Genomic DNA, 23,707 nt, shown 5'->3' on the forward strand with positions numbered 1-23,707 from the left:
CAATAGAAGAAGCTGGGAACGAAGCAGTACCCTTGCTTCTTTTTATTTAGAGACGGTATATGCTTCAAGAAGCAAAAGGAGATCAGGAATGTCTACGATTATAGCTAGACCCTTTGATGAAGAAATGCAAGCCGCGCTTGGCGAGATCGTCACCGCTTATCATGCGGCTGAGCTGAGCAAGAGGGAGCCATCCGAGCTGCCGGAACAGCTTTATGTGATTGAGGCCGAAGAGACGATGGTTGGCTACGGCGTCATCTGGGAGTACGAGAACGGGAAGCAGCTCATCCAGAAGGCCGAGAAGGACTATTTTAGCGATGACGAGAAATATCTGCAGAAGGACTTCTATATTGAAATTAAGAACAAGAAGGATTTTATTTTTATAGAAGCGCTGGATGTGCTCAAGGATTATGAAGGCAAGGGCTATGCGGCCTCCTTTACGAACTGGCTGAAAGCGAAATATCCTGGCAAAAAAATGTACGTATACACCCTAGGTGTAACGCGTAATTTTTGGTATAAACAAGGCTTTGAAGTGCTCGGCCAAACGGCATGGATGACCTTTAATTAAGAGAAAACAGGCTACAGGCATTAGAATTCGTGTGTTGCAAAATGAAGGAGACAAAATGACATTTAACGACCTTAAGCTTTCACCGGCGATATTAAAAGCGCTGGACAAAGAAAACTACACCTCACCGACACCCATTCAGGAGCAGGCGATTCCAGTCGTATTGACCGGCAAGGATCTATTCGGCTGCGCCCAGACGGGAACGGGGAAGACGGCAGCTTTTTCACTGCCAATCGTTCAGCTGCTGAGCGAGCAGCAGGGCAAGCCGCAAGGCGTGCGCCGTACGCGCTCCCTGATTTTGACGCCTACGCGGGAGCTCGCTTTGCAAATTTTAGAAAATATTCAAGCCTACAGCCAGTTTACGGATCTGCGTTCGGTCGCAATCGTGGGCGGCGTCTCACAAAAAGCGCAGGAGCGGTCGCTTGAACGCGGCGCAGATGTTATAATAGCTACGCCGGGCAGGCTGATTGATCTCATCAATCAGAAGTTTGTGAACCTGCAGCATGTGCAAATTCTCGTGCTTGACGAAGCGGACCGGATGCTCGATATGGGCTTTATCCACGACGTGAAGAGAATTATCACCAAAATGCCTAGCAAAAAACAAACGTTATTTTTCTCGGCTACGATGCCGCCGGAAATTTCCAAGCTGGTCAAAGCGCTGCTAGTCAACCCCGTAAAGGTAGAAATTACGCCTGCTTCCTCCACGGTGGATCGAATCGCCCAATCTGTGTATCATGTAGAGAAAAGCGATAAGCAGGGCTTGCTGAACCATTTGCTGGAGGATCCCTCCATCGTATCGGCGCTCGTATTTACCCGTACGAAGCATGGGGCCGACCGCGTGGTGCGCGGATTGAATAAAGTGAACATTACGGCGCAGGCCATTCACGGCAACAAATCACAGAACTCCCGCCAAAATGCGCTAAGCAGCTTCAAAAGCGGAGCAACACGAGTATTGGTAGCCACGGATATCGCAGCAAGAGGAATCGATGTCGATGAGCTTTCCCATGTGATCAATTTCAACCTGCCGAACATCCCGGAAACGTACGTTCACCGCATTGGAAGAACGGGCAGAGCCGGCTTGAGCGGAATCGCGATCTCTTTCTGCGAGTCGGAGGAATTGCCATATTTGAAGGACATTCAGAAAATGATCAAAAAAACGATTCCCGTAGTGACGGACCAATCGGATCCGATGCTAATAAGCTAAGATGACGTTACAATAGCAAGAACAGTTTAACTAAAACTAGGGGTGATCGTCTGAGAAAGCAAAAGCCAATGTCATTTGAGGATTTATTGAAAGAGCTGCAAGGTCAGAAAACGGTTCAGGAGGATCCGGACCATGTCTCCTTGGAGGCGTTGTTTAACGGAGCGTTCATGAGCAAGCATTCGAACTGGAACAGCTTTGGCGAGTTTCTGGAGAAGGGCAACTTCCAAGTCCAGACACGCGAGGACATTAAAGATATTCCGGATGAGCTCTTTGATCGTCACGTAGCCAGAGAAACGAAGTTCGACAACTGGCAGTCGATGCTGGATACAGCTACATCGGAGTATTCGGCGAAATAATCGTATGCACATCAGAAAGGAACGACCCCCATGCGGAGGTTGTTCCTTTTTTTTGTTTCGTTTGCTGCGGCGCGTGTTTAAAGTAGTAGGACTACAGGAGGTGGAAGCATGAGCAGACTAAAAACAGCTTATTTTTGGCGCAGGGCCGGATTGCTCTTGATCGTAGCTGGCTGCGCGGTGCTGATCGTCTCCGCGGCCAATCCGAATACGCCTGAAGGGTTTCTTGTCATAGCGCATCGAGGCGCTTCCGGCAACGAGCCTGAGAATACGATGGCCGCCTTTGAGGAGGCCGAACGTTTGGGCTCCGATTACATCGAGTTTGACGTGCAGCTGAGCAAGGACGGGGAGCTCGTTGTCATACATGACGATACCGTGGACCGCACGACAGAGCATACAGGTCCAGTGGATGAATATACGCTCGGGGAACTGGAAGAGATGGATGCGCCCGCAGGCAAAACGACGGATACCGACGACGAGGCCACGAACCTCGTATCGTTCGAGGCTGTCATGGAGCGCTTCGCAGGCAAAATGGGCATGCTCATTGAGGTGAAGGAGTCGCCGAATGAGCCGGGCGTAGAAGAGAAGGTCGCGAACGTGGTGCGTCAATACGAGTTCCGCTTAAACTATACCGCGTTTGGCCAAACGGGCAGCATTCATGGGATGAAGAAGCTGAAAAACACCGCCGCCATCATGATCCAGTCCTACGATTTCGAATCGACGCGCCTGATTCACTCCCTGCTGCCGGACGTTCCGGTTGCAGCGCTGATCCACGAGGACAAGCATCCTCTGTCGGATGAGGTGCTCGATGAGCTTACCTCCTATGCCGCTTATATCAACTACACGCAAGACCTGCTGGATGAAGAGATCGTCAAGAAAATTCATGATCGCAACCGGAAGGTCATTGCTTGGACGATCCAAAGCGACGAGCAATTAGTGCGGATGAAGCAGCTTGGCGTCGATGGCGTCATTACGGATTATCCCGGGTGAGGTCAGGACGGGCGCTCCGATTTGTTCATGGCCCGAAAGCGAGCAGGAGCGATCCCGTTCCAGACGCGAAACATTTTGCCAAAATGAAATTCATCCGCAAATCCGCACGCATCCGCGATCACCTTCATCGGCTCATCCGTCAGGAGCAGCAGCGTCTTCGCTTGTTCGTTTCGAACCTTATTTAAATAAGCCTTGGGTGAGAGGCCGGTATGCTTGATGAACATTTTGCGTAATTGGGAGATGGAAATGCCAAGGTCGCGGGCCAGCTCTTCCAGCCGAATCGGCTGATGATAGCTCGTTTCCATCCAAAGCTTCGCTTGCTGGAAGGCTCTCAGGTAAGGATTCTGGGATATGTTCGTATCTTTCATAAAATAAATCAAACGCGACAGCACGTATTGGAATTCGGCTTGCCGTTCATGGGGATCGGTCCCTTGGATCGACCAGATGCGGGAGAATTGCGATTCCAGCCAATCCGCCTGCTCAGGCGAGTATGACTTATAGAAAGGCAAATGCAGCGAATCAACAGCGATGGGCTTCTGCCATTGATCTATTTCATAAGGGATATCGAGCACATCAAACAGCAGCATCCGAATACATAACGGCTTGTCCACAGAGGAAAACATCGTTAGCGGAAAACCATGCTTCAAATACAATAAGTCCCCCGCCTTCACATGCAGCTGCTCCTCCTCTAATCCATGGAGAAAGTCGCCTTCACCGCTTTGAATCCAATAGAGCGAATGCACATCCGTCGTGTTGCGAATATCCTTCCAGCCCGGAACGGGAGGTTTCTCATAGGAAAGCCGATGATGGTAAATCCGGTGGTTATTCACGTTAAAAGAACACCATCCTTGTAGCGATTTTGACAAAGGGTGATCAGGTTTATCCATTCAAGCAGGCTCATCATTTATGATACGCTTTACGAAGCATACATGAAAGGGGCTTGATTGTTGTGATACGAGCTTTTCAGCAGCATAGTCTGCGGGCAACAAGGCTTTTGGATGGATTATGGGATTTCATCACCGATTCTGATAATAAAGGCATGGAAGAGGGTTGGGCCTCATCATTTCCGGAAGGGTCCAGGAAGCATGTTGTTCCATCCTGTTGGAATAATGAATTGGGGACTTATGATTATATTGGCGCAGCTTGGTACCGCACTTATTTTGATAACTTGCAGGAAGCGAATATTCGCTTGGTGTTTGAAGGCATCCTTCATCATGCGGATGTGTACGTGGACGGCCAGCATATCGGCTATCATTTTGGCGGCTTTACGTCGTTCTCTGTTGTTCTGCCCCATCTGGCTCAAGGCAAGCATGAGCTCGTGATTCGCGTAGATAACACGGTTGACTGGCAAACCTTGCCGACGGATATTGCGGACTGGCATTCCTATGGGGGGATTATTCGTTCTATTGAGCTGCAGGAGCTGCCGGATGTGTACATCGATTCCATGAAAATCGATTATCAGCTAAAGGATGCTGCCGCAGATATTCAGCTGCAGGTTCAGCTTCGATCACTTAGCAAGGAAGCTTGCCAGGTGGAGGTACAGGCCTCTACAGAAGGACATTCCTTCTCTTCGTCGCAGGTTGATGTTGCTGCTGGAGCTTCAACCACGCTGACGCTCCATGGGAAGCTGGATAACGTTCGCAGGTGGGAGGTAGGTGAGCCCGCGCTTTATACGTTCACCGTTCAGGCGGGGGAGGACGATCTTATCGATCGGACGGGCTTCCGCACGGTTGAAGTGCAGGGCAGTGACATACTGCTGAATGGGAAGAAGGTCTATCTTCAAGGGGTGAATCGGCATGAGGAGCATCCGGAGTGGGGATTTGCGTTCCCTCCGAAGCTGATGCTGAAGGATCTTGATATTTTGACCGACATGGGCTGCAATATCGTGCGTGGCTCGCATTATCCGCAAAGCCAGTTCTGGATCGACTTGCTCGATGAGCATGGCATGCTGCTCTGGAGCGAGATACCGATGTGGGGCTGTTTTATGAGCAGGGAGACGCTCGCCAGCCCGATATTTATCGAACGTGGCATCCATATGCTGGAGGAGATGATCACCCGCGACTATCATCACCCATCGATTATTTTCTGGGGCGCCCACAATGAGATCGATACGCTGACGGAGGAAGCGCTGGAGCTGACAAAAGCCTTCGTCGGCAAAATCCGCAGCATGGACAGTAGCAGGCTCGTCACCTATGCAACTATGCATCCGGAGGAGGATATCGTGCTGTCCTACTTTGATGTAATCGGCATTAATAAATATTATGGCTGGTACGAGGGCAGCGTCGATGGCTTCAGCACCATGCTGAAGAATTATTATACGAATGCGGAGAAGCACGGCGCTGGCGGCAAGCCTGTCATCATGAGCGAGTTCGGCGCGGCGGGGATCTTCGGCGATGCCGGCTGGGAGCCGCGCTTGTTCAGCGAAGACTACCAAGCGGATGTGGTGACGCGTGCGTTGAAAATATTCCGCGACGATCCGCGCATTGTCGGCACGCTCATTTGGCACTTCGCCGACATCCGCGTGGATGTGCGGAGCGACAGGCCATATTTCCGCGATCGAGCGCGGAGCTTTAATAACAAGGGCTTGCTGAGCGAGTATCGCAAGCCGAAGCTGGCTTATCGGTTGGTGAAGGAGATTTATCGGTCGGGGCGGTGAGGGGATGGATTAAGAGCTTAGTAGCGTAAGAGATTAAGGGAATAGGGATAAGAAGGTAGGGACTCATTCTAGGGGATGAGTCTTTTTTCTGTGCTGCATTGTTTTCATATCTCCGCCTCAACTCTAGCACCATTCACAAGCTTCTAGCATTTGATATAGAGAAGTTTAAGAGGAATGAGGTGTTCGATATGGCTTGTGTAAAAGCTGTTCGTCAGCCTGATTTAGTGTTAATCACTTGGTCAAGAAATCCCCTTGTCCCCGGCTCCGCACGCAGAATAATTTCTGTACGTGTGATTGGCAGCGCTGAGCCCTGCAAAGCAACATTAGTACCAAATGGTTTACTCAGCGCAGCTTTGGCCTGCTTGCTAGACGATTTCAAAATCGTGTACAAGAAAAAAACGTCTAATGTAAGCGGCTATTTGTTGCTTCAGCGTTTTAGGAATCGTTAAGGGAGGAGCAGCTGGGGGCTGCTTCTTTTTTTGTGGAAACAATAAGTACCTATTCTTTAATAAGTTAAAGCAGGACAAATGTACTAATTTGTCGAAATCTACCATAACCTAGCTGATATGGAGGCCATCGATGCCTATTTATAATAAATTAGTCCGAGACCGGATACCGGAAATTATAGCGAAGCAAGGCTTAGCCTTGAATACCAAAATTCTAGACACACATGAATATTTAACGGAGCTAAGAACTAAGTTACAGGAAGAAACGAATGAATATCTGGAAGCGAAGACTGATGCTGAGGCGGTAGAAGAGCTAGCAGATATAATGGAGCTCCTTCATGCACTTGCAGAAGCTCACGGAGTGACGGTAGAAGAGCTGGAGCGAATACGCGCAGAGAAAGCAGACAAGCGAGGCGGTTTTAAAGAGCGAGTCTTTCTGATCGAGGTGGAGGATGCCTGACGTAAAGCTCATTACGGAAAATTTGGCGGATGAGCTGATTCCGAGTATTGGAAAAGCATCTGGCATTTATATTTTGACTTCATTTGTAATGGATTCCGGTGTAAGGCTCTTGTCGCCGTATCTGCGGGAGGCAATGGATCGGGGAGCAGAAGTCAAGCTGCTGGCGGGTGACTATTTATTCGTCTCGCAGCCGGAAGCCCTGAAATCATTGTTGAACATTCACCCGGATATTGAAGCGAGATTATGGAGGAGCCAAGGGGCTTCCTTTCATCCAAAAGCATACCTATTTGATTATGGTGACGGACAAGGACAGTTCATTGTGGGCTCGTCCAATTTGTCGTTGTCTGCTTTTCGTATGGGCGTGGAATGGAACCTTGCTGTAAACGCCAAGGCCGAGCCCTTCACGTTCCGACGGGCGCTGGACAACTTTATGAAAAACTTCTATCACGAGTTTACTCAGCCTTTAAACGAAACTACGATAGCTTATTATGAAACTGCCTATAAGGCTTATCATCAAAAATATCCAGAGCTCGTTCAAGCGATAACGGAAATGGAAGAGTCGGAGCTCATGCTCCCCCATAAGGAGAGTAAGCAGGAGGATGTTGGGGCTGATGGGGATTCAATCGTCATATCTCCAAGACCAGCCCAGCTAGGGGCGCTGGAAGCTCTTGATAACACCTATGCCGAGGGATACGAAAAAGCGATGGTTGTTATGGCTACAGGACTCGGGAAAACGTACCTGGCTGGCTTTTTTGCCAAAGAAAGATTTAAGCGGGTTCTGTTTGTTGCCCACCGAGAAGAAATACTTAACCAAGCTAAACATTCATTTCTGCATATTATGCCGGACAAAACGGCTGGATTATATAATGGTTCAGACAAGGAAACCGAAACGGATTTCATATTTGCCTCTATTTATACGTTAAGTACCAAGATGCACCGCGAGCGCTTTGAACAAGCGGCTTTTGATCTCATTGTAATCGATGAATTTCATCATGCGGCGGCAAAATCGTACCAGATGGTGCTTTCTTATTTTCAGCCCAAGTTCCTTCTTGGCATAACCGCAACGCCTGATCGTATGGATGGGAAGGATGTTTATGCTATTTGTGATGGGAACGTCGCCTATCAGTTGCATTTTATCGAGGCTATACAAAAAGGCTGGCTTTCGCCTTTCCGCTACTACGGTATATTTGACGCTACGGACTATTCTCAGCTTACTTGGCTCGGAACAAAGTATGATGAAGAAGAGCTCCTTGCCGTTCAGCTTAGAGAGGATATGGCTATCCAAATTTATAAAGCTTGGCAGCGACATAAGCAAACACGAACGATTGCATTTTGCTCGTCGATTATACAGGCTAATTTTTTATCGGATTACTTTATGAGACAGGGCGTGGCAAGTCTAAGCTTGCACTCTGGCACCCGTTCTATGAGCAGGCAGGAAGCGATTCGCAGGCTGGATCATGGCGAACTCCACGTGATTTTTACGGTAGATCTGTTTAACGAAGGTGTAGATATTCCTTCTGTAGATACACTCCTTTTCGTCAGGCCTACGCAATCGCTTACGGTATTTACGCAGCAGGTAGGAAGAGGATTAAGGCTGCATGCGAACAAGCAGTATTGCGCAATCATCGATCTGATTGGAAACTATCGCAATGCGGATATCAAGCTGAGTTTGTTTGATTCGAGGGAAGTAGAAGTTGCTGTTGGAAAAAGAGGAAACTTGGTTCCTATTCCTCCAGCAGGGAGTGTGATGGAACTAGAAACTGGCGTAGTTGACATGCTGGATGAGCTGTCTCGTAAGAAGCAGCCCCGCAAGGACAAGCTGCGCAGCGATTATTTTGAAGTGAAGGAAGAAGTGGGTCACAGACCGCATTATCTGGAGCTTCACTTATTAGGGAAAGCAAGCAGCAAGGAATATCGTCAAGAATTCGGCTCTTATTTCGGTTTTCTTTATTGGTGCAAGGAACTGGACGTGTATGAGGAGTCGGTCTACGTGCGGTATGAACGTTGGTTCAAGGAAGTAGAAACAACGGGAATGACCAAGAGTTATAAAATGGTGCTGCTGCTCACCATGTTGGAGCGAGGTGCAAATGACTGGTTTAAGTCCATGACAGCACGTGAGGCTGCTCCCTTTTTCCATCATTATTTGACCAAAAAGGAATATCGGAGAAAGATCGACTTTTCCGATAAGGACAAGCAGGGGCTACAGGAATTTAATGAGGAAAAGGTTGCTTCGATCATAGCAGATATGCCTATGACAAAATGGAGTAGAAGCTCAAAGGGAATGATTACCTTTAACAATGGGTTGTTTGAGCCGCAGCTGGAGATTGAACCTGAGCATGTTGATTTGTTATTTGCTTGGACTAAGGAGATTTGTGAGTATCGGCTTCATGGGTATTTTGAGAGGAAGGCTGAGAAGGTTGATTTGGATTAATTAAGATAAACTAATCTATTCATTATAGCAGAATCAGAGGTGCATTGTGAAAGAAGGACTGTACGAGCAGATTATTAACCATGTAACAAGTGAGCAGCTTTCTGCACTGGATCCTGCCATGTATGAGTTTGGCAAAGAGCCCTTGGACCCGGAGGAAGCAAGAAAGTTGCTTTCCAATTATTTAGCTGTAGTGACCAGAAGAGCATTGAAGGTAGTGCGTGAGCAAAATAGCAATGATGAAGATGCTGTATATGCTCAGGTACGTACTTGTAATGAAATTCTATTAACATTAAAAGAAAGCTTAGGGCAGACAGAATATAATAACCTTCGATTAACAGAGCAAGGTGAGGTTCTTACTTACGTCTATACCAAGCTTAATCATATCCGTGGAATTAAGAATGAAAAAGTAATTCGTCCTGCGACTCCATTATCGCAAAGCTCATTGTTTACTGGCGCACATTCTGAACCTAATATGATGAGCGAGCTTAAACATGAAATCATGTCATCTGACCGAATCGATTTGCTAGTTTCATTTATTAAATGGAGTGGGTTACGAGGCTTAATGGAGCAATTGGAGCAGTTTACTTCAAATGGTGGAAGACTGAGGGTAATCACAACCACTTATATGGAAGCAACCGATTATAAAGCAATTATAGAGTTAAGCAAGCTTTCAAATTCGGAAGTTAAAATCTCTTATGACATAGACAGAACTCGGTTGCATGCTAAAGCCTATGTCTTTAAGCGTGACACGGGTTTTACTACGGCTTATGTTGGTTCGTCCAATCTTTCTAATCCAGCACTAACAAGCGGTCTGGAGTGGAATCTTAAGGTTACAGAGAAGGATTCATATGATGTCCTCAAAAAGATTGAAGCAACGTTTGAAAGCTATTGGAATGACCGTGAGTTTAAATCATTTGTATCTGATGATGTCGAGCATGAGCTCTTGCTTAAACAAGCACTTGGTAGAACAAAGGGACAGGAGCGCAATTCTCTTAATTTTCATTTTGATATTGTTCCGTATGACTATCAGAAGGAAATTTTGGAGAAGCTTGAAGCGCAAAGAACTTTATATGGGAGAATGAAAAACTTGCTTGTTGCGGCTACGGGCGTCGGGAAGACGGTCGTTTCTGCATTTGATTACAAACGGTACTTAGAACGAAATGGTAAGGCTCGATTATTATTTGTTGCCCACCGAGAAGAAATACTCAAACAGAGTCGAGATGCATTTTGTTACATTCTTAAAGATTTGAATTTTGGCGAGCTTCATGTTGGTAGCAATCAGGCGGCATCATTAGATCATTTATTTATTAGCATTCAAAGCTTTAATTCTCTTAAGTTAGCTAATATAACGACCACCGATTTTTATGATTTTATCATTGTAGATGAGTTTCATCATGCAGCGGCACCTTCGTATCAGAAATTACTGAACTACTATCAGCCACAGATTTTGTTAGGCTTAACAGCAACACCTGAACGGATGGATGGAAAGGATATTTTGAATTACTTTGATGACACCATAGCTGCTGAAATTCGTTTGACCGATGCAATTGATCGTAAGCTTCTATGTCCTTTCCATTATTTCGGTGTAACGGATAGTGTTGATTTAACTCAAGTGAAGTGGTCGCGACGCGGTTATGATCTGCATGAGCTTGAGAATCTATATACGAATAATAAAATTCGTGTCACACAAATATTAAATAGTCTAAGAAAATATGTGACAGATATTGATGAGGTTAAAGGAATCGGATTTTGCGTAAGTGTAGATCATGCCCTGTATATGGCTAAGGTATTTAATGATGCTGGAATTGATGCAATGGCACTTCATGGACGTTCTAGTCATGAAGATAGAGAACAGGCAAAAGCGCGGTTGACCCGAGGAGAAGTAAAGATTATCTTTGTTGTTGATCTATACAATGAAGGCGTTGATATTCCCGCTGTAAACACGATTTTGTTCCTTCGACCAACGGAGAGCTTGACGGTGTTTTTACAACAGCTTGGACGCGGATTGCGTATGGCAGAAGGAAAGGAATGTTTAACTGTACTTGATTTCATTGGGCAAGCTCATAAGGATTATAACTTTCATGATAAATTCCGTGCTCTTCTAGGAAGAACGAAACATTCCGTACAGCATTATGTCGAGCACGGGTTTTCAGCGTTGCCAAGGGGGAGCTTCATTCAACTTGAGAAGCAAACAAAAGACTATATTTTAAAAAGTCTGAAGCAAGTAGCGAACACCCGTAGAAATCTTATTAATAAGATGAAATATTTCGAAGGAGATACTGGTCTGGAATTAACATTGGAAAATTTCGTTCGGTATCATGGAATGAACCTTCATGAGTTTTATGGTGGACGTACAGGGAATCGGACGTTTCGCGGGCTAATGGTTGAAGCTGAATTGTTGGAGCCGTTTGATATCATTCATATCGAGAATCTAACCAAACGTATTCCTGCGTTGTTAAATCTCAATTCAAGAAGGCTGTTAACATTTCTAATTAACTATATTGAAGAGCAGAAGTCTCCTCAAACAAAAGAGGAGCAATTAATGCTCGGTTTATTTTATTATACTTTTTATCGGACCGAACCAAAGAAGCAAGGCTATAAAAGTATAGTGGATGGTATTCAAGCAATACTATCTAACGCAATTTTTCGAGCAGAAATACTGGATATTTTAAAATATAACAACTCACATATCGAGTTTGTTGATAAGAAAAACAGCTTTCCTTATAGCTGCCCTTTAGATTTGCATTGTAAGTATTCAACTGATCAGATATTGTCGGCCTTCGGATTTTGGAACGATGAAAAGGCGCCAAGCTTTCGTGAGGGTGTAAAATATTTTGAGTCTAAAGCTACTGATATTTTTTTTATTACATTAAATAAATCAGACAAGGATTTTTCCCCATCCACTTTATATGAGGATTATGCCATCAATGAGCGTCTGTTTCATTGGCAAACACAAAGCCGGACAACAGAAGAGTCGAACACGGCCCAGCGTTATATTCATCATCGAAAGCTTGGAAATCGAATTGCTTTATTTGTCCGAGAATATAAAGAAGAAAATAACTATACGGCTCCATTTATTTTTCTTGGTGAAGCAGAGTATGTAAGGCACGAAGGAAACAAGCCAATGAGCTTTGTTTGGCGTTTAATGGACGAAATGCCGCCTGCACTGGTACCAGCGGCTAATAAAGTCATTGTATAGGGATGTGAATTTCATTGATTGAAGTAGCTGCTGCTATCATTGATGATAAGCAGGGACGAATATTAATTGCAAGGCGCTCTTCAGAGAAATCACAAGCTGGGCTATGGGAATTCCCCGGAGGTAAGCTAGAGGAGAATGAGACGCCAGAAGACTGTCTTCGAAGAGAGCTACTGGAAGAAATGAGCATAACGATAGAGCCTACTTCTTTTTTTGCGCAAAATGAACATTGCTATGGTACAACATGTATTCGGTTATTAGCTTATAAAGCAACATATATAGAAGGTGAAATTAAACTTGTGGACCATGACGAATATTGCTGGGTATATCGAGAAGAGCTGAAAGACTATGATTTTGCTCCTGCGGATATTAAGTTCGTTAATCAACTTTTAATAGATAAATAAGTTTAGCTATATTACGTATTGCAATATTCAGACTGTTTACACACTATATTAGTCCTTTAAACCTTCCGCATAGTTCTTTGAGCATATTTTTCCGTATCCATCTAGTCTAAAAGACTATATAATATTCACAACTGGAAAAATTAGACTAGAGGTGACAATGGATGGCTTATATGATTCCTGAGGTTATTCGGACGAGTGCGACTACTGGGGAACGATTATTATTTCGGACGCTAAAGGATCATTTACCAAGCGACTATGTAGTATATTATGAGCCGGAGATTCAAGGAAGAAGACCTGATTTCGTAATTATAGGACCTGATTTAGGCTTAGTCGTTCTTGAAGTAAAGGATTATACAAAATCAACCCTATATCAAATTAATCAGGATGAATGGTTATTACATACATCTTCTGGACGAATGGAAACGGTGAAAAATCCATATAAACAAGCAAGAGATAATGCTCGACATGTAGTTGACCAGCTCAAAAAGGATCATAATCTCATACAATTAGAAGGTAATTATTCAGGTCGATTAAAATTTGCTTATGGTTTTGGAACAGTTTTTACAAGAATGAAACAGGAAGACTTTATAAAGTATGATTTGTATTCTGTAATTTCGCCTCAATTCGTTCTTTGTCGTGATGAAATTGATCAGGACGAAGATATTTTTTCAGCAGAAATATTAATTGAAAAAATACAAGGTATGTTTACTATCTGGAGTCACAGAAAGTATGTATTATCTGAGGACGACATTCAAGCTATTAGATACCATCTGTTCCCTGAGGTTAGAATAAGTGCAGAGTTCCGACAACAGACGAATTATCAAGATCAACTATTATTATCCTTGCACAATATTAAAACAATGGATCTGCATCAGGAAAATATGGCAAAGCAATTAGGTGATAGGCATCGGTTAATTCGTGGTGTTGCAGGGAGTGGAAAAACGCTTGTTCTTGCTAGCCGTGCAAAAATCTTAGCCAAGCAACATCCCGAATGGAAAATACTTGTTCTTTGTTATGGTATCCCATTGTCTAGAAGTTTGCAGCAAATGATTAATCGAATGATGGACGAACCGGAAGATCTTTTTGATTGGGTTAATTTAGCTGAAGAAAATCAAACTATCTCCCAGCATCATAATGTTGAAGTATATAACTTTCATGAATGGTTAAGAAAAGTTTTAAACGTCCGAGATATTGATGTACCTGTACTTATTGAGAAGCTAGAGAGAAAAGAAGCTATATTGCCATCTTACGAAGCTATTTTAATAGATGAAGGTCAGGATTTTGATCCGGAATGGTTAAGACTTCTTAATCATATGCTTAATCCCAATACACAAAATCTATTGCTGGTAGAGGATAGAGCTCAATCGATTTTTAAACGGAAATCAAGTTTACTGCAAAATACAGGTCTGGATTTCAGAGGCCGTTCTCGTATTCTTTCAATAAATTATCGAAATACTGCTCAAATCGTGCAATTTGCTTGGGATTTTTATCAACATCATTCCGTACTTCAAAATAAGGTTCAGGAAGGATCGTTAGATGGCATCGAGATTATTCCACCACAAAGTACAAGGAGAAAAGGCCCAGAACCTTTAATTAAACGTTGTAATAGTTTTTGTGAAGAAATACAGTCTGTAATCAAACATATAATAGATTTGCACACTATTAAAAATATTCCTTACTCTGAAATGGTGATTTTATATCGAGTAAAGAATAACTATCAAACATCATACATTGATATTATCCGTAAGCAGGTTGAGGAAGCAGGACTTCCTTATAAATGGATTACTGAAAATTCAGAGACAAAACGGGAGTTTGACAAAGCTAGTGAAAAAATAAAAATATCTACAATTGATAGCGCAAAAGGGCTTGATTTTCGAGCAGTATTTATTGTGAATGCAGAAAATATGCCCTTTTCATTAGAAGAAGTTGAGGAAAGAGAAGTCTCATTATTTTATATTGCTATTACTCGTGCACTAGAGTGGTTACATATCTCTTATAGTGGAAACTCTAAATTTACAGCCTATTTGGATGGAGTACAGCAGCTCAGTATAGCAAATAAATCTACTTCTACAAAGATGGGATAATGGCATAAAATACGAATGTGAAGGGCTTAGTATTAGATTTATGTTACGTATACTTAAAATTCTTGGAAGGAAAGGAAGCACTCCCGGATTGTCGGGGGTGCGTTTTTTCTATACCCTTCATATTCTCTTAACCCCCCACTAACACCCCACACATACTCACTGCCTATAATTATCCTTATGAGGCTTCCTATTGATGGAAGCTATATTTCATAAGGAGGAAATGAATCGTGAGTAGGTATTTAAGGAAAACAAACTCATTCATCATTCTTGCTCTATTAATCTCTTTACTACAGCCAGCACTAATCGTTAATGCGGCGATCACTGAACTTCCATCCACAGAGTACGGTAAGGTCATCGACGTTCGTCAGGCGGAGCTGGCGCCGGGCGCGGTGTATACGTGGATGGATATGGAGAATGAACGCGGCTTGCAAAAAATACATACGGTATCGTTTGATCCGAAAAACCCGAATTTGGAGCTGCGCGCAGGCACCAAGGACGGGAAAGTGTACGGCATGAAGGGCGTCGCCGAAATGGCCGCATACGCAGACGCACCGGGCAGCCGAGTCATTGCGGGCATTAATGGCGACTTTTATGAAATCAGCGGCTTTGCGACGGGTGTTCCGAATGGCTTGTTTATGGATGGCGGGCGCATTTTGAATAGCCCGATTTCGGCATATACATTTGGATTGAAAGCCGACGGTTCGTCCATTTATGGCGCTCCAAAGCTGACCAAGACGGTCACGATCGGCGGACTGAAAACCAACCTGACCAGCATTAACCGTTATAGGGATACGAACCAACTGGTGCTATATACAGCGGATTACAATGCTTCGACCAAATCGACCAATTTAGGCGATGAGATCGTACTGGATATCGTGCAAGGGGAAGTGAAAAGCGGACAGTCGATGAAGCTGAAGGTGGCTGAGGTCCGCAAGGATCAAGGTGACGCGCCACTTGTACAAGGAAAGGTCGTATTATCGGCATCTGGCACATCACGCGCGGTTGTTGCGGGGCTTCAGACGGGTGACGAGGTAACCGCAGACTTTGCTTTAGATGGCGACTGGAGCCAAGTGACGGTAGCGATTGGAGGACAAGGTCCTCTTGTGAAGGATGGCATTCCGCAGCTGAATGTTGGGCCAGAGGGCGTTCATCCGCGTACTGCGATTGGGACGAAGGCCGATGGCAGCATTGTGCTGTTTGAGATTGACGGCAGGGCACCGGGCTTTAGCGAAGGCGTTGAAACCGATGAGCTAGCGAAAATGTTAAAGGACATGGGTGTCGTTAACGCGATGAACCTCGACGGCGGCGGATCTTCTACATTTGTAGCGAAGCTCCCGGGCACGAACAAGGTGCAAATGCTGAACCAAGGCTCCGATGGCGGGGAGCGGAAGACGGGCAACGGCCTGCTGCTCATCAACACCGCGCCAGAGCTTCAGGCGGCATCGAAGCTTGCGATTCAGCCGAACGCCGAGCGTATTTTGCAAGGCTCATCGTATACGTTTAAAGCAGCGGGAGTCGATGCCAATGGACATCCGGCAGCGTATGAAGGTAACCTCGGCTGGCAGGTGGACCCATCGCTTGGCACTATAAATGCGAGTGGCGTATTCACCGCAGGTACTAAGGCCGCAACAGGAGTCGTCACAGCAACCGCTGGCTCTGTACAGGGTCATGGGGAAATTGAGGTCGTCGATCAGCTAACGGCGCTTCAATTTCCGGATGTCATCAAGACCTATACCTCAGGAGCCAAGACACCCCTGATGGTCAAAGCCTTGCGCAATGGCCAAACGGTGCAAGCCGACAACCACAGCTTTGAATGGCGAGTGGAAGGCAGCATTGGCAGCGTGGATGAGAACGGTGTTTTTCATGCGACAGAGGAGAACGGGCAGCATGGCAAAATTTTTGCGAAGTACGGCAATGTGGAAACTTCATTTGAAGTGAACGTGGGTCTGCCGCCGGTTATGCTAGAGGACTTTGAGGCGGGCCTCGGCAAATACATCGCATCGAATGCGGCTGCAAACTACACGAGAATTGTGGAGGTAACGGATCAGGATTTTGTAAGAAGCGGGAATAAGGCGCTCAAGCTGGAGTATGATTTTATTGGCAAAACGGGAACCTCAGGCGCTTACTTAGCCGCCTCTTCCACACAAAACCGCATTCAAATTCCCGGTTATCCGGAAAAAATCAGCATGTGGGTTTATGGGGATGGGAAGAAGCACTGGCTGCGTGCCCAGCTCAGGGACGGCAACAATGCGGCTATTCCGGTTGATTTTACGGATAATGTGAGCGGCGTGGACTGGATCGGCTGGAAGTATGTAGAGGTCGCTGTGCCAAAAGGGAAAGCGACGCCGCTCACGATGGACATGCCGGTTCGTTACATGGAGACCAGCAACCTTAAGAAGACGGATGGGGCCTTGTATATCGATGACATCCGCGCCATTTACGGACCGCTCGAGGAAGATACGACGCCTCCGGTGTTCAAGGATATTTATCCGGCAGAGAACGCAGTTATCAAAACAGCAACGCCGACGATTGCGGTCCATGGCGAGGATGCGGGCTACGACCCTGTTCAGCATCCGGGCACCACACTTATTGACCCTGCCAAAACCCGGGTATACGTGGATGACCAGCTCGTAGAGCATGGCTTCCATCCGCCGGCTGGCCTTATTACGTATAAACCAACCCTCCCGCTTGCAGAAGGACGTCATAAGGTGAAAATGGCCATTCGGGACATGGCTGGCAATCAGACGATTAAAGAATGGTACTTCATGGTCAATCTTGGATCGCCTTATTATATCTACGATACGCCTAGCGAGCTGTTCGCGGGGAACACGTACACGTTAAATGTCCGCGCAGAGAAAGCAAGCAAGCTAAAGGAAGGCCATATTGCGTTCCAATTTGATCCGGCAGCGGTAAAAGACATTCAACTGATCCGCGGCGCCAAAGTGCAAGCCAACCAGCTGGAAGCTATCCTAGATGCGGAGCAAGGCAGCATTCGTTTAAACCTGTTAAATCTTAATGAGGCTAACCTTGCCGATACGGATATGATCGGACAGATTCAGTACACGGTTCGCAATGATTATGTCGGGCCGCTCACGCTTGAGCAGACGGCGGTTGATGTATCGAAGCCGTTTGTCATTGAAAATACATCCGGCGCTGTTATCTCTACCGAAGGGGCGGGGACGCCAATTAGCTTCATCGGGGCGGCTGCGGAAGCGAGCGTGAAGACGCAGCTCAAGCTGAATTGGGATCATTATACGATCGGAATGGGTTATTCGGCCGCTTTTAAAGTGACCGAGATACAAGGCAATGCCGCAGTGGAGGGAGCAAAGCTGCTAATTAATCAAGTCGAGGTGGCTGATGCCAGCACGGGCGCGGACGGTACGTTGTCGACCGTGGCAGCGACTGGAGCGGCAGGCACCTATACGTTACAGGCGGTAAAAGGTAATGCGTACAGTCCAGTTATGACTTTTAAGGTTTCGCCTCATGCTGGAACATCAGCGCCGCGTAACATGAATGTGACGATGGGGAGCGATCCGAGCACCTCTCGTCAATTTACTTGGCAGACAGACCCGCTTACGACGGATACGGTCGTTGAGCTGGCGAAGCAATCGGAATTTAAAGGCTTCGAGGACAGCCAGGTGACCAGAATAACAGGCTTCAGCTCGATCTACAACACGAACAATGACGGAACGATGCGCGTGCACAAAGCGGAAGCCACGCAGCTTGCGCCGGATACGCTTTACGTGTACCGGGTCGGCGATGGCAAGACAAATGTGAGCGCACAAGGCACCTTCCGAACCAGCGCTGCTTCGGGCGATACGATGAAGTTTTTGTTTATCGGGGACTCACAGGCCGATTCGAAAGCGGGCTTCGCGCTGTGGGGCAATACGCTGGAGAAGGCTTCGGCCTATATGCCGGATGCGGAAATGCTCGTCCATGCAGGCGACATCGTTGACAAAGGGTATGAGCAGGAGCAGTGGGACTGGTGGTTTGAGGCGGCGCAAGAGAAGCTGCTGAACACGACGCTCGTACCGATCATCGGAAACCATGAGGTCATGGGAACGAACGGGGCCGGCGACTATCTGGCACAGTTCCATAACCCGCAAAACGGGGCCGCAAGCGTAAAAGGCTCTAACTATTCGTTTGATGTCAAAGACACGCATTTTGTGGTGATGAATACGGAGATGTCCAGCCAAGTCTTCGACGAGCAAGCGAAGTGGCTGGATGAGGATTTGGCGAAATCAACTAAGAAGTGGAAGGTTGTTTTCTTCCATCAAGGGCCTTATGGCAGCATCTACGCGAATGAAAAGGTGCAGTCCATCTGGGTACCGGTCTTCGACAAGCATGGCGTGGATCTCGTCATGAACGGCCATGACCACATTTATATGAGGTCTTATCCAATGAAGGGCGGCGAGAAGGTCGCGGAAGGACAAGGCACAAGATATGTCATCGGCGGTTCTTCCGGCCCTAAGTTCTATGCGCTTACGCCGCGTTATTGGCAGGAGCAGATTTTTGACGAGGATGCTCAAATCTTTACGGCTGTTGAAATAACGGAAAATGAGATTGTTGTCATTGGCCGAACGGTTGACGGCAGGGAAATTGACCGGTTTGCCATTGCTAAGGTTGAGCCGGAGAGCGTTAAGCTGGACATGGCAAGCGCTGAGCTTGAACCGGGACAGTCCCTGAAATTAAATGCAGCGGTATGGCCTGAGGAAGCGACGGCGAGAGCGCTGGTCTGGTCCATCGTTCAAGCAGCGCCAGAAGGTGCAGTAACGGTAGATGCGGCGGGATTAGTTACGGCGGTAACACCGGGGCAAGCGACAGTAAGGGCAACGGTTAGCGGTTATTCGGAGATTTATGCCGAAAGCGTGATTACTGTAACAGATCCACTAAAGGAAATCACGCTAGTGGGTCAAACGGCGCTTCAGGTTGGCGCGACAGATACGGCAGTAACAACGGCGGTCTACAGTTCAGGCTGGAAAGATCCGGTAACGGTAGGGCTTGCCTACGCCAGCTCGAATGAGGAAGTCGCTGACATTAATGAAGCGGGCCAGATTCATGCGAAGAAGGAAGGCAAGACGGAAATATCAGTTACTTATAGAGGCTTTAGCGCCAAATATATGCTGACAGTTACGACTGACAAGCCGGAAATCACATTAAGCAAGCTGGAGCTAAGCGGATTGCCTGCAAAAATGATTCCGGGCCAGTCGGCGCAAGCGAAGGTGACAGCGGTATATAGTGACGGCAGCACCAAGGATGCTACTAAGGAGGCTCAGCTAACAAGCAGCAGCCGGACGATCATTGATATTGCGAATGGCGGTATCGCAGTAGCTTTGCAGACCGGGCAAGCGACGATTATGGCAAGCTATGGCGGTAAACAGGCAGAACTCGTCATTATCGTAGCAGCGGAGGCAACACCGACTCCGGTACCATCAGCGACGCCAACGCCAACGCCAACGCCGACACCGACGTCGGCACCAACAACAGCACCAACAACAGCACCAACGCCGACACCGACGTCGGCACCAACAACAGCACCAACAACAGCACCAACGCCGGCAACGACACCTGCGCCTACAGCAGTGCCATCGGCCACTCCGACTGGCGTGATCACCGTAACGGAGAAGCAGCTCGCAGATAAAAATACGAACGGCGAGATGGTTATCAAGTCGGAAAGTAACATGAGTGAATTGGTGTTACCAGGCAATGCTGCGCAATTGCTTGCTGGTGCAGCGATTAAGCTTGAAGCTAACAATCTGGAAATCACCATTCCGGCAACGGTGCTCGCTAGCCTTACGCAGCAGCTTCCGGCTGATGAGGTGGACAAGAGCAAAATATCGCTGACAGCCAAACCATTAGCGAGAAGTGAAGCTGACGCTATGCTAGCCAAGGCTGGAAGCCAAGCAGGCGCGCAGTTAACTGCTGGCGCTGAAATGCTTGATTTTACCTTGAGCATGACGTCCGAGGCTGGTAAAACAGTCACGTTAAGCCAGTTCCAGCAGCCCATCACCATTTCTTTCGCGGTTGATCCGTCAGCAGACGCGTCCTTACTCGGCATTTATTATGTGACGGATGACGGTAAGCTTCAATATATCGGCGGCAAGCTGGAAAATGGAAGGCTGACCGCTTCGATTAATCATTTCAGTTCATATGCTATGCTGGAATATAACAAAGCCTTCAGCGATTTGCCTGCAAGTCACTGGGCCGCCCAAACGGTAAAGGAGCTTGCGGCTAAGCAGCTGATTCAAGGCGTGTCCGCTGACCGCTTTAATCCAGTCCAAGCCGTAACTCGCGCGGAGTTCGCCGCACTGCTAGTGCGGACGCTTCGAATCACGGGAGAGGCCGAACTAGCCTTTACGGATGTATCTGCAGATAAATGGTATGCGGGGGAAGTAGCCTTGGCTCACCAAGCCGGAATTGTAAGCGGGGTATCGGCTGCTGCGTTTGCTCCTAACGCTGCCATTACCCGCCAAGAGATGGCGGCCTTGCTCGTGAGAGGCTACGAATATGCGCTGAGCAAGAAGTTGAATGCCCCAATCGGCAGCGTAAGCTTCGTGGATACGGCTTCCGCGCCGGAATGGGCGCAAGCCGCGATTGCGAAAGCGGCGGACCTTGGTCTAATCACGGGACGCTCGAAGGAGCAGTTTGCTCCGGGAGATAACGGCTCTAGGGCGGAAAGCGCGCAAATGATATTGAATTTGCTTCACCTTATTAATAAATAACGGAAACGACTGAAAGGAACAGGGGGATAAGCAGCGTGCTGCTTGTCTCCCTGTTCTTTTTGTTGTGGGGCTGCTGGCATGGAGAAGTGCTGCGTGACTAAAGCTGCACTCCAAGATATACCTCCATATCGAACAGAAAATTCCCCTCGATAAGGAAAATATTTTTGCTTGTTCCCGCTCCGAGCTTTATACTATCATCAACCAGAAAAAACGGAAACGGGAGGTGGCAAAGGATGGCTTACATGGTCCCCGAGGTGATTCGGACGAGTGCGGCTGCGGGAGAGCGAATGCTGTTTCGGACGCTGAAGGAGCATTTAGCGGATGACTACTTGGTCTATTACGAACCGGAAATTGAAGGGATACAGCTTGATTTTGTCATCATCGGTCCGGATCTTGGGGTTGTGGTGCTTGAGGTCTGGGACTATACCCGGTCAGCTTTATTGCAGATTGATCAAGACGAATGGCAGCTTCACACGTCTTCGGGACGGATAGAGACTGTCACGAACCCCTATAAGCAAGCCAAGGACAAAGCGCGGCATGTCGGCAATCGGCTGAAGCAAGACCCGCTGCTTGCGGAGGAGAACGGACGCCAGCTGAGGTTCCGCTGCGGTTTTGGTACGGTTTTCACCCGCATGCGGCAGGAGGATTTCGACAAGTACCAGCTGTACGACGTGATTTCGCCTGAGTTTGTGCTTTGCCGTGACGAGGTTGACACTGATGAAGCGGGTTTCTCAGCCGATCTTCTCATTGAGAAAATTCATAGCATGTTTACGGTATGGAGCCGCAGCAGCGCGATTTTGTCACACGAGGAAATTCACGCGATCCGCTCTTGCCTACAGCCAGAGGTGCGCATCAGCGCCGAGTATCGCCAGCAAAAGGACGATCAGAATCAGCTCTTGCTGTCGCTGCATCCGATGAAGGCGGCCGATCTCCATTCGGAAAATAGGCCAAGCCCGCTCGCCGCTACCCGCCGCAATGGTCTAGGCAGCACTAGACAAACGAGCCTCCTTGCCCATCGAGCCAAGGCGCTTGCCAAGCAGCATCCCGATTGGAAAATTCTTGTCCTAAGCAACAATCATTCCTTATCCGTCATCCTGCGGGATCTCATTGACGAGCTCATGGATGAGCCCGAGGATCTGTTTGACTGGCTTATGCTCGAGGAGCAAAAGGATCAGAAGGCCCATGAGCATAATGTAGAGGTCTATCATTTTCATGAGTGGCTGTTCAACCAGTTAAATGTCCGAGCGGCTGATGTGGCTGAACTTACTGCAAAGCTGGAGAGGAAAGAGGCGATTCTGCCGTCCTATGATGTGATACTCATTGATGAGGGGCAGGCGTTCGATCAGGAGTGGTTGAAGCTTCTTCATCATATGCTGAGGCCGGGCTCGCAGCACGCGAGTCACGAATCGAAAGAACGCTCTCGCATCGTATCGATGAATTACCGCAACTCCGCCCAAATCATCCAGTTCGCATGGAGCTTTTATGAGCAGCATTCGCTTCTCCGCAGCAGCATGCAGGAGGGCTCGATCGACGGCGTCGATATCATCCCTCCCCAAAGCACGCGGCGCAAAGGGCCCGAGCCGGCTATATTGCGTTGCAATAGTTTAAAAGAGGAGATGGAGGCTGTCGCCACCCGCATCCAGCATCTGCATCACGAACGGAAGGTCGCTTATGCGGAAATGGCAATTTTGTACCGTGTGAAAAATAATTATCATATGTCCTATATAGATCTGATCCGCAAGGAGCTGGGGCGTCAGAACCTCCCGTTTCAAGGGGTGGCCGATGCAGAAGCAGCTGCTGGTACGCCGCAGGCCAAAGGCAGCTCTAACGACCGCGTTCAGATCCTGGCGGTTGACCAGGCCAAAGGCCTCGATTTTCGAGCGGTATTCATCGTAAACGCGGAAAATATGCCGCTCTCGCTTGAGGAGGCCGAGGAGCGCGAGGTCTCGCTCTTCTACCTTGCGATGACCCGCGCGCTGGATTGGCTGTGCATCTCCTATAGCGGAGATTCGAAGTTCACGCTTTACCTGGACGAGCTCCAGCAGCAGCGGAAGCACAAGAAAACATCCGTCAAGCACATGGGCTAACCGCCCCCGCGTGGAAAGAGAAAGACCGTCAACGATGCAGCCTATGCATCCTGACGGTCTTTTTCTAAATATAAGAATTTAAAGGCTTCACGCATAAAATGAGCTTCTATTT

At 47.4% G+C, this 23,707-nt stretch carries 12 protein-coding genes and 1 pseudogene; 12 read left to right on the plus strand and 1 reads right to left on the minus strand.

What is annotated here, in order from left to right:
- The first annotated feature begins 88 nt into the window (after window positions 1–88).
- From FJQ58_RS07475 to FJQ58_RS07490, 4 genes and pseudogenes are all read left to right on the plus strand, one after another.
- Window positions 89–565, plus strand: a complete 477-nt coding sequence (locus FJQ58_RS07475) for a GNAT family protein (RefSeq protein ID WP_139991848.1) — start codon at window positions 89–91, stop codon at window positions 563–565.
- 55 nt (window positions 566–620) lie between these two features.
- Window positions 621–1,763 (plus strand): annotated as a pseudogene (locus FJQ58_RS07480) (DEAD/DEAH box helicase); the annotation flags it as partial.
- 71 nt (window positions 1,764–1,834) lie between these two features.
- Window positions 1,835–2,122: a hypothetical protein gene (locus tag FJQ58_RS07485; RefSeq protein WP_139991852.1), complete on the plus strand. Its 288-nt coding sequence runs from the start codon at window positions 1,835–1,837 to the stop codon at window positions 2,120–2,122.
- A gap of 108 nt (window positions 2,123–2,230) precedes the next feature.
- Entirely contained in the window at window positions 2,231–3,109 is an 879-nt protein-coding gene (locus FJQ58_RS07490; RefSeq protein WP_139991854.1) for a glycerophosphodiester phosphodiesterase, read from the plus strand.
- A gap of 2 nt (window positions 3,110–3,111) precedes the next feature.
- On the opposite strand, the gene FJQ58_RS07495 is transcribed toward FJQ58_RS07490, so the two are convergent.
- On the minus strand, window positions 3,112–3,939 hold the full coding sequence (locus FJQ58_RS07495; RefSeq protein ID WP_162341370.1) for an AraC family transcriptional regulator: 828 nt from the start codon (window positions 3,937–3,939) through the stop codon (window positions 3,112–3,114).
- A gap of 119 nt (window positions 3,940–4,058) precedes the next feature.
- Here FJQ58_RS07495 and FJQ58_RS07500 point away from each other — a divergent pair, with 119 nt between their 5' ends.
- The 8 genes from FJQ58_RS07500 to FJQ58_RS07540 all read left to right on the plus strand — a co-directional run bounded on the left by FJQ58_RS07500 (window position 4,059) and on the right by FJQ58_RS07540 (window position 23,595).
- On the plus strand, window positions 4,059–5,765 hold the full coding sequence (locus FJQ58_RS07500) for a glycoside hydrolase family 2 protein (protein WP_139991858.1): 1,707 nt from the start codon (window positions 4,059–4,061) through the stop codon (window positions 5,763–5,765).
- Window positions 5,766–6,344: 579 nt separating this feature from the next.
- The gene (locus FJQ58_RS07510) at window positions 6,345–6,671 is read left to right on the plus strand and encodes a nucleoside triphosphate pyrophosphohydrolase (RefSeq protein WP_139991860.1); all 327 of its coding nucleotides are present in this window, start codon (window positions 6,345–6,347) and stop codon (window positions 6,669–6,671) included.
- Window positions 6,664–9,102: a DEAD/DEAH box helicase family protein gene (locus FJQ58_RS07515; protein WP_139991861.1), complete on the plus strand. Its 2,439-nt coding sequence runs from the start codon at window positions 6,664–6,666 to the stop codon at window positions 9,100–9,102. Before FJQ58_RS07510 ends, FJQ58_RS07515 begins: the two co-directional genes overlap by 8 nt.
- A gap of 46 nt (window positions 9,103–9,148) precedes the next feature.
- Window positions 9,149–12,301: a DUF3427 domain-containing protein gene (locus tag FJQ58_RS07520; protein WP_139991863.1), complete on the plus strand. Its 3,153-nt coding sequence runs from the start codon at window positions 9,149–9,151 to the stop codon at window positions 12,299–12,301.
- Window positions 12,302–12,315: 14 nt separating this feature from the next.
- On the plus strand, window positions 12,316–12,702 hold the full coding sequence (mutT, locus tag FJQ58_RS07525; RefSeq protein ID WP_139991865.1) for an 8-oxo-dGTP diphosphatase MutT: 387 nt from the start codon (window positions 12,316–12,318) through the stop codon (window positions 12,700–12,702).
- A gap of 161 nt (window positions 12,703–12,863) precedes the next feature.
- The gene (locus tag FJQ58_RS07530; RefSeq protein ID WP_139991867.1) at window positions 12,864–14,786 is read left to right on the plus strand and encodes a 3'-5' exonuclease; all 1,923 of its coding nucleotides are present in this window, start codon (window positions 12,864–12,866) and stop codon (window positions 14,784–14,786) included.
- A 227-nt stretch (window positions 14,787–15,013) separates the two neighbouring features.
- Window positions 15,014–21,508, plus strand: a complete 6,495-nt coding sequence (locus tag FJQ58_RS07535) for a phosphodiester glycosidase family protein (protein ID WP_139991869.1) — start codon at window positions 15,014–15,016, stop codon at window positions 21,506–21,508.
- 233 nt (window positions 21,509–21,741) lie between these two features.
- Entirely contained in the window at window positions 21,742–23,595 is a 1,854-nt protein-coding gene (locus FJQ58_RS07540) for a nuclease-related domain-containing DEAD/DEAH box helicase (protein WP_139991871.1), read from the plus strand.
- Window positions 23,596–23,707 lie beyond the last annotated feature (112 nt).

Origin of the sequence: Paenibacillus paridis, from assembly GCF_006345825.1 — a bacterium.
Taxonomy (GTDB): Bacteria; Bacillota; Bacilli; order Paenibacillales; family Paenibacillaceae; genus Pristimantibacillus; species Pristimantibacillus paridis.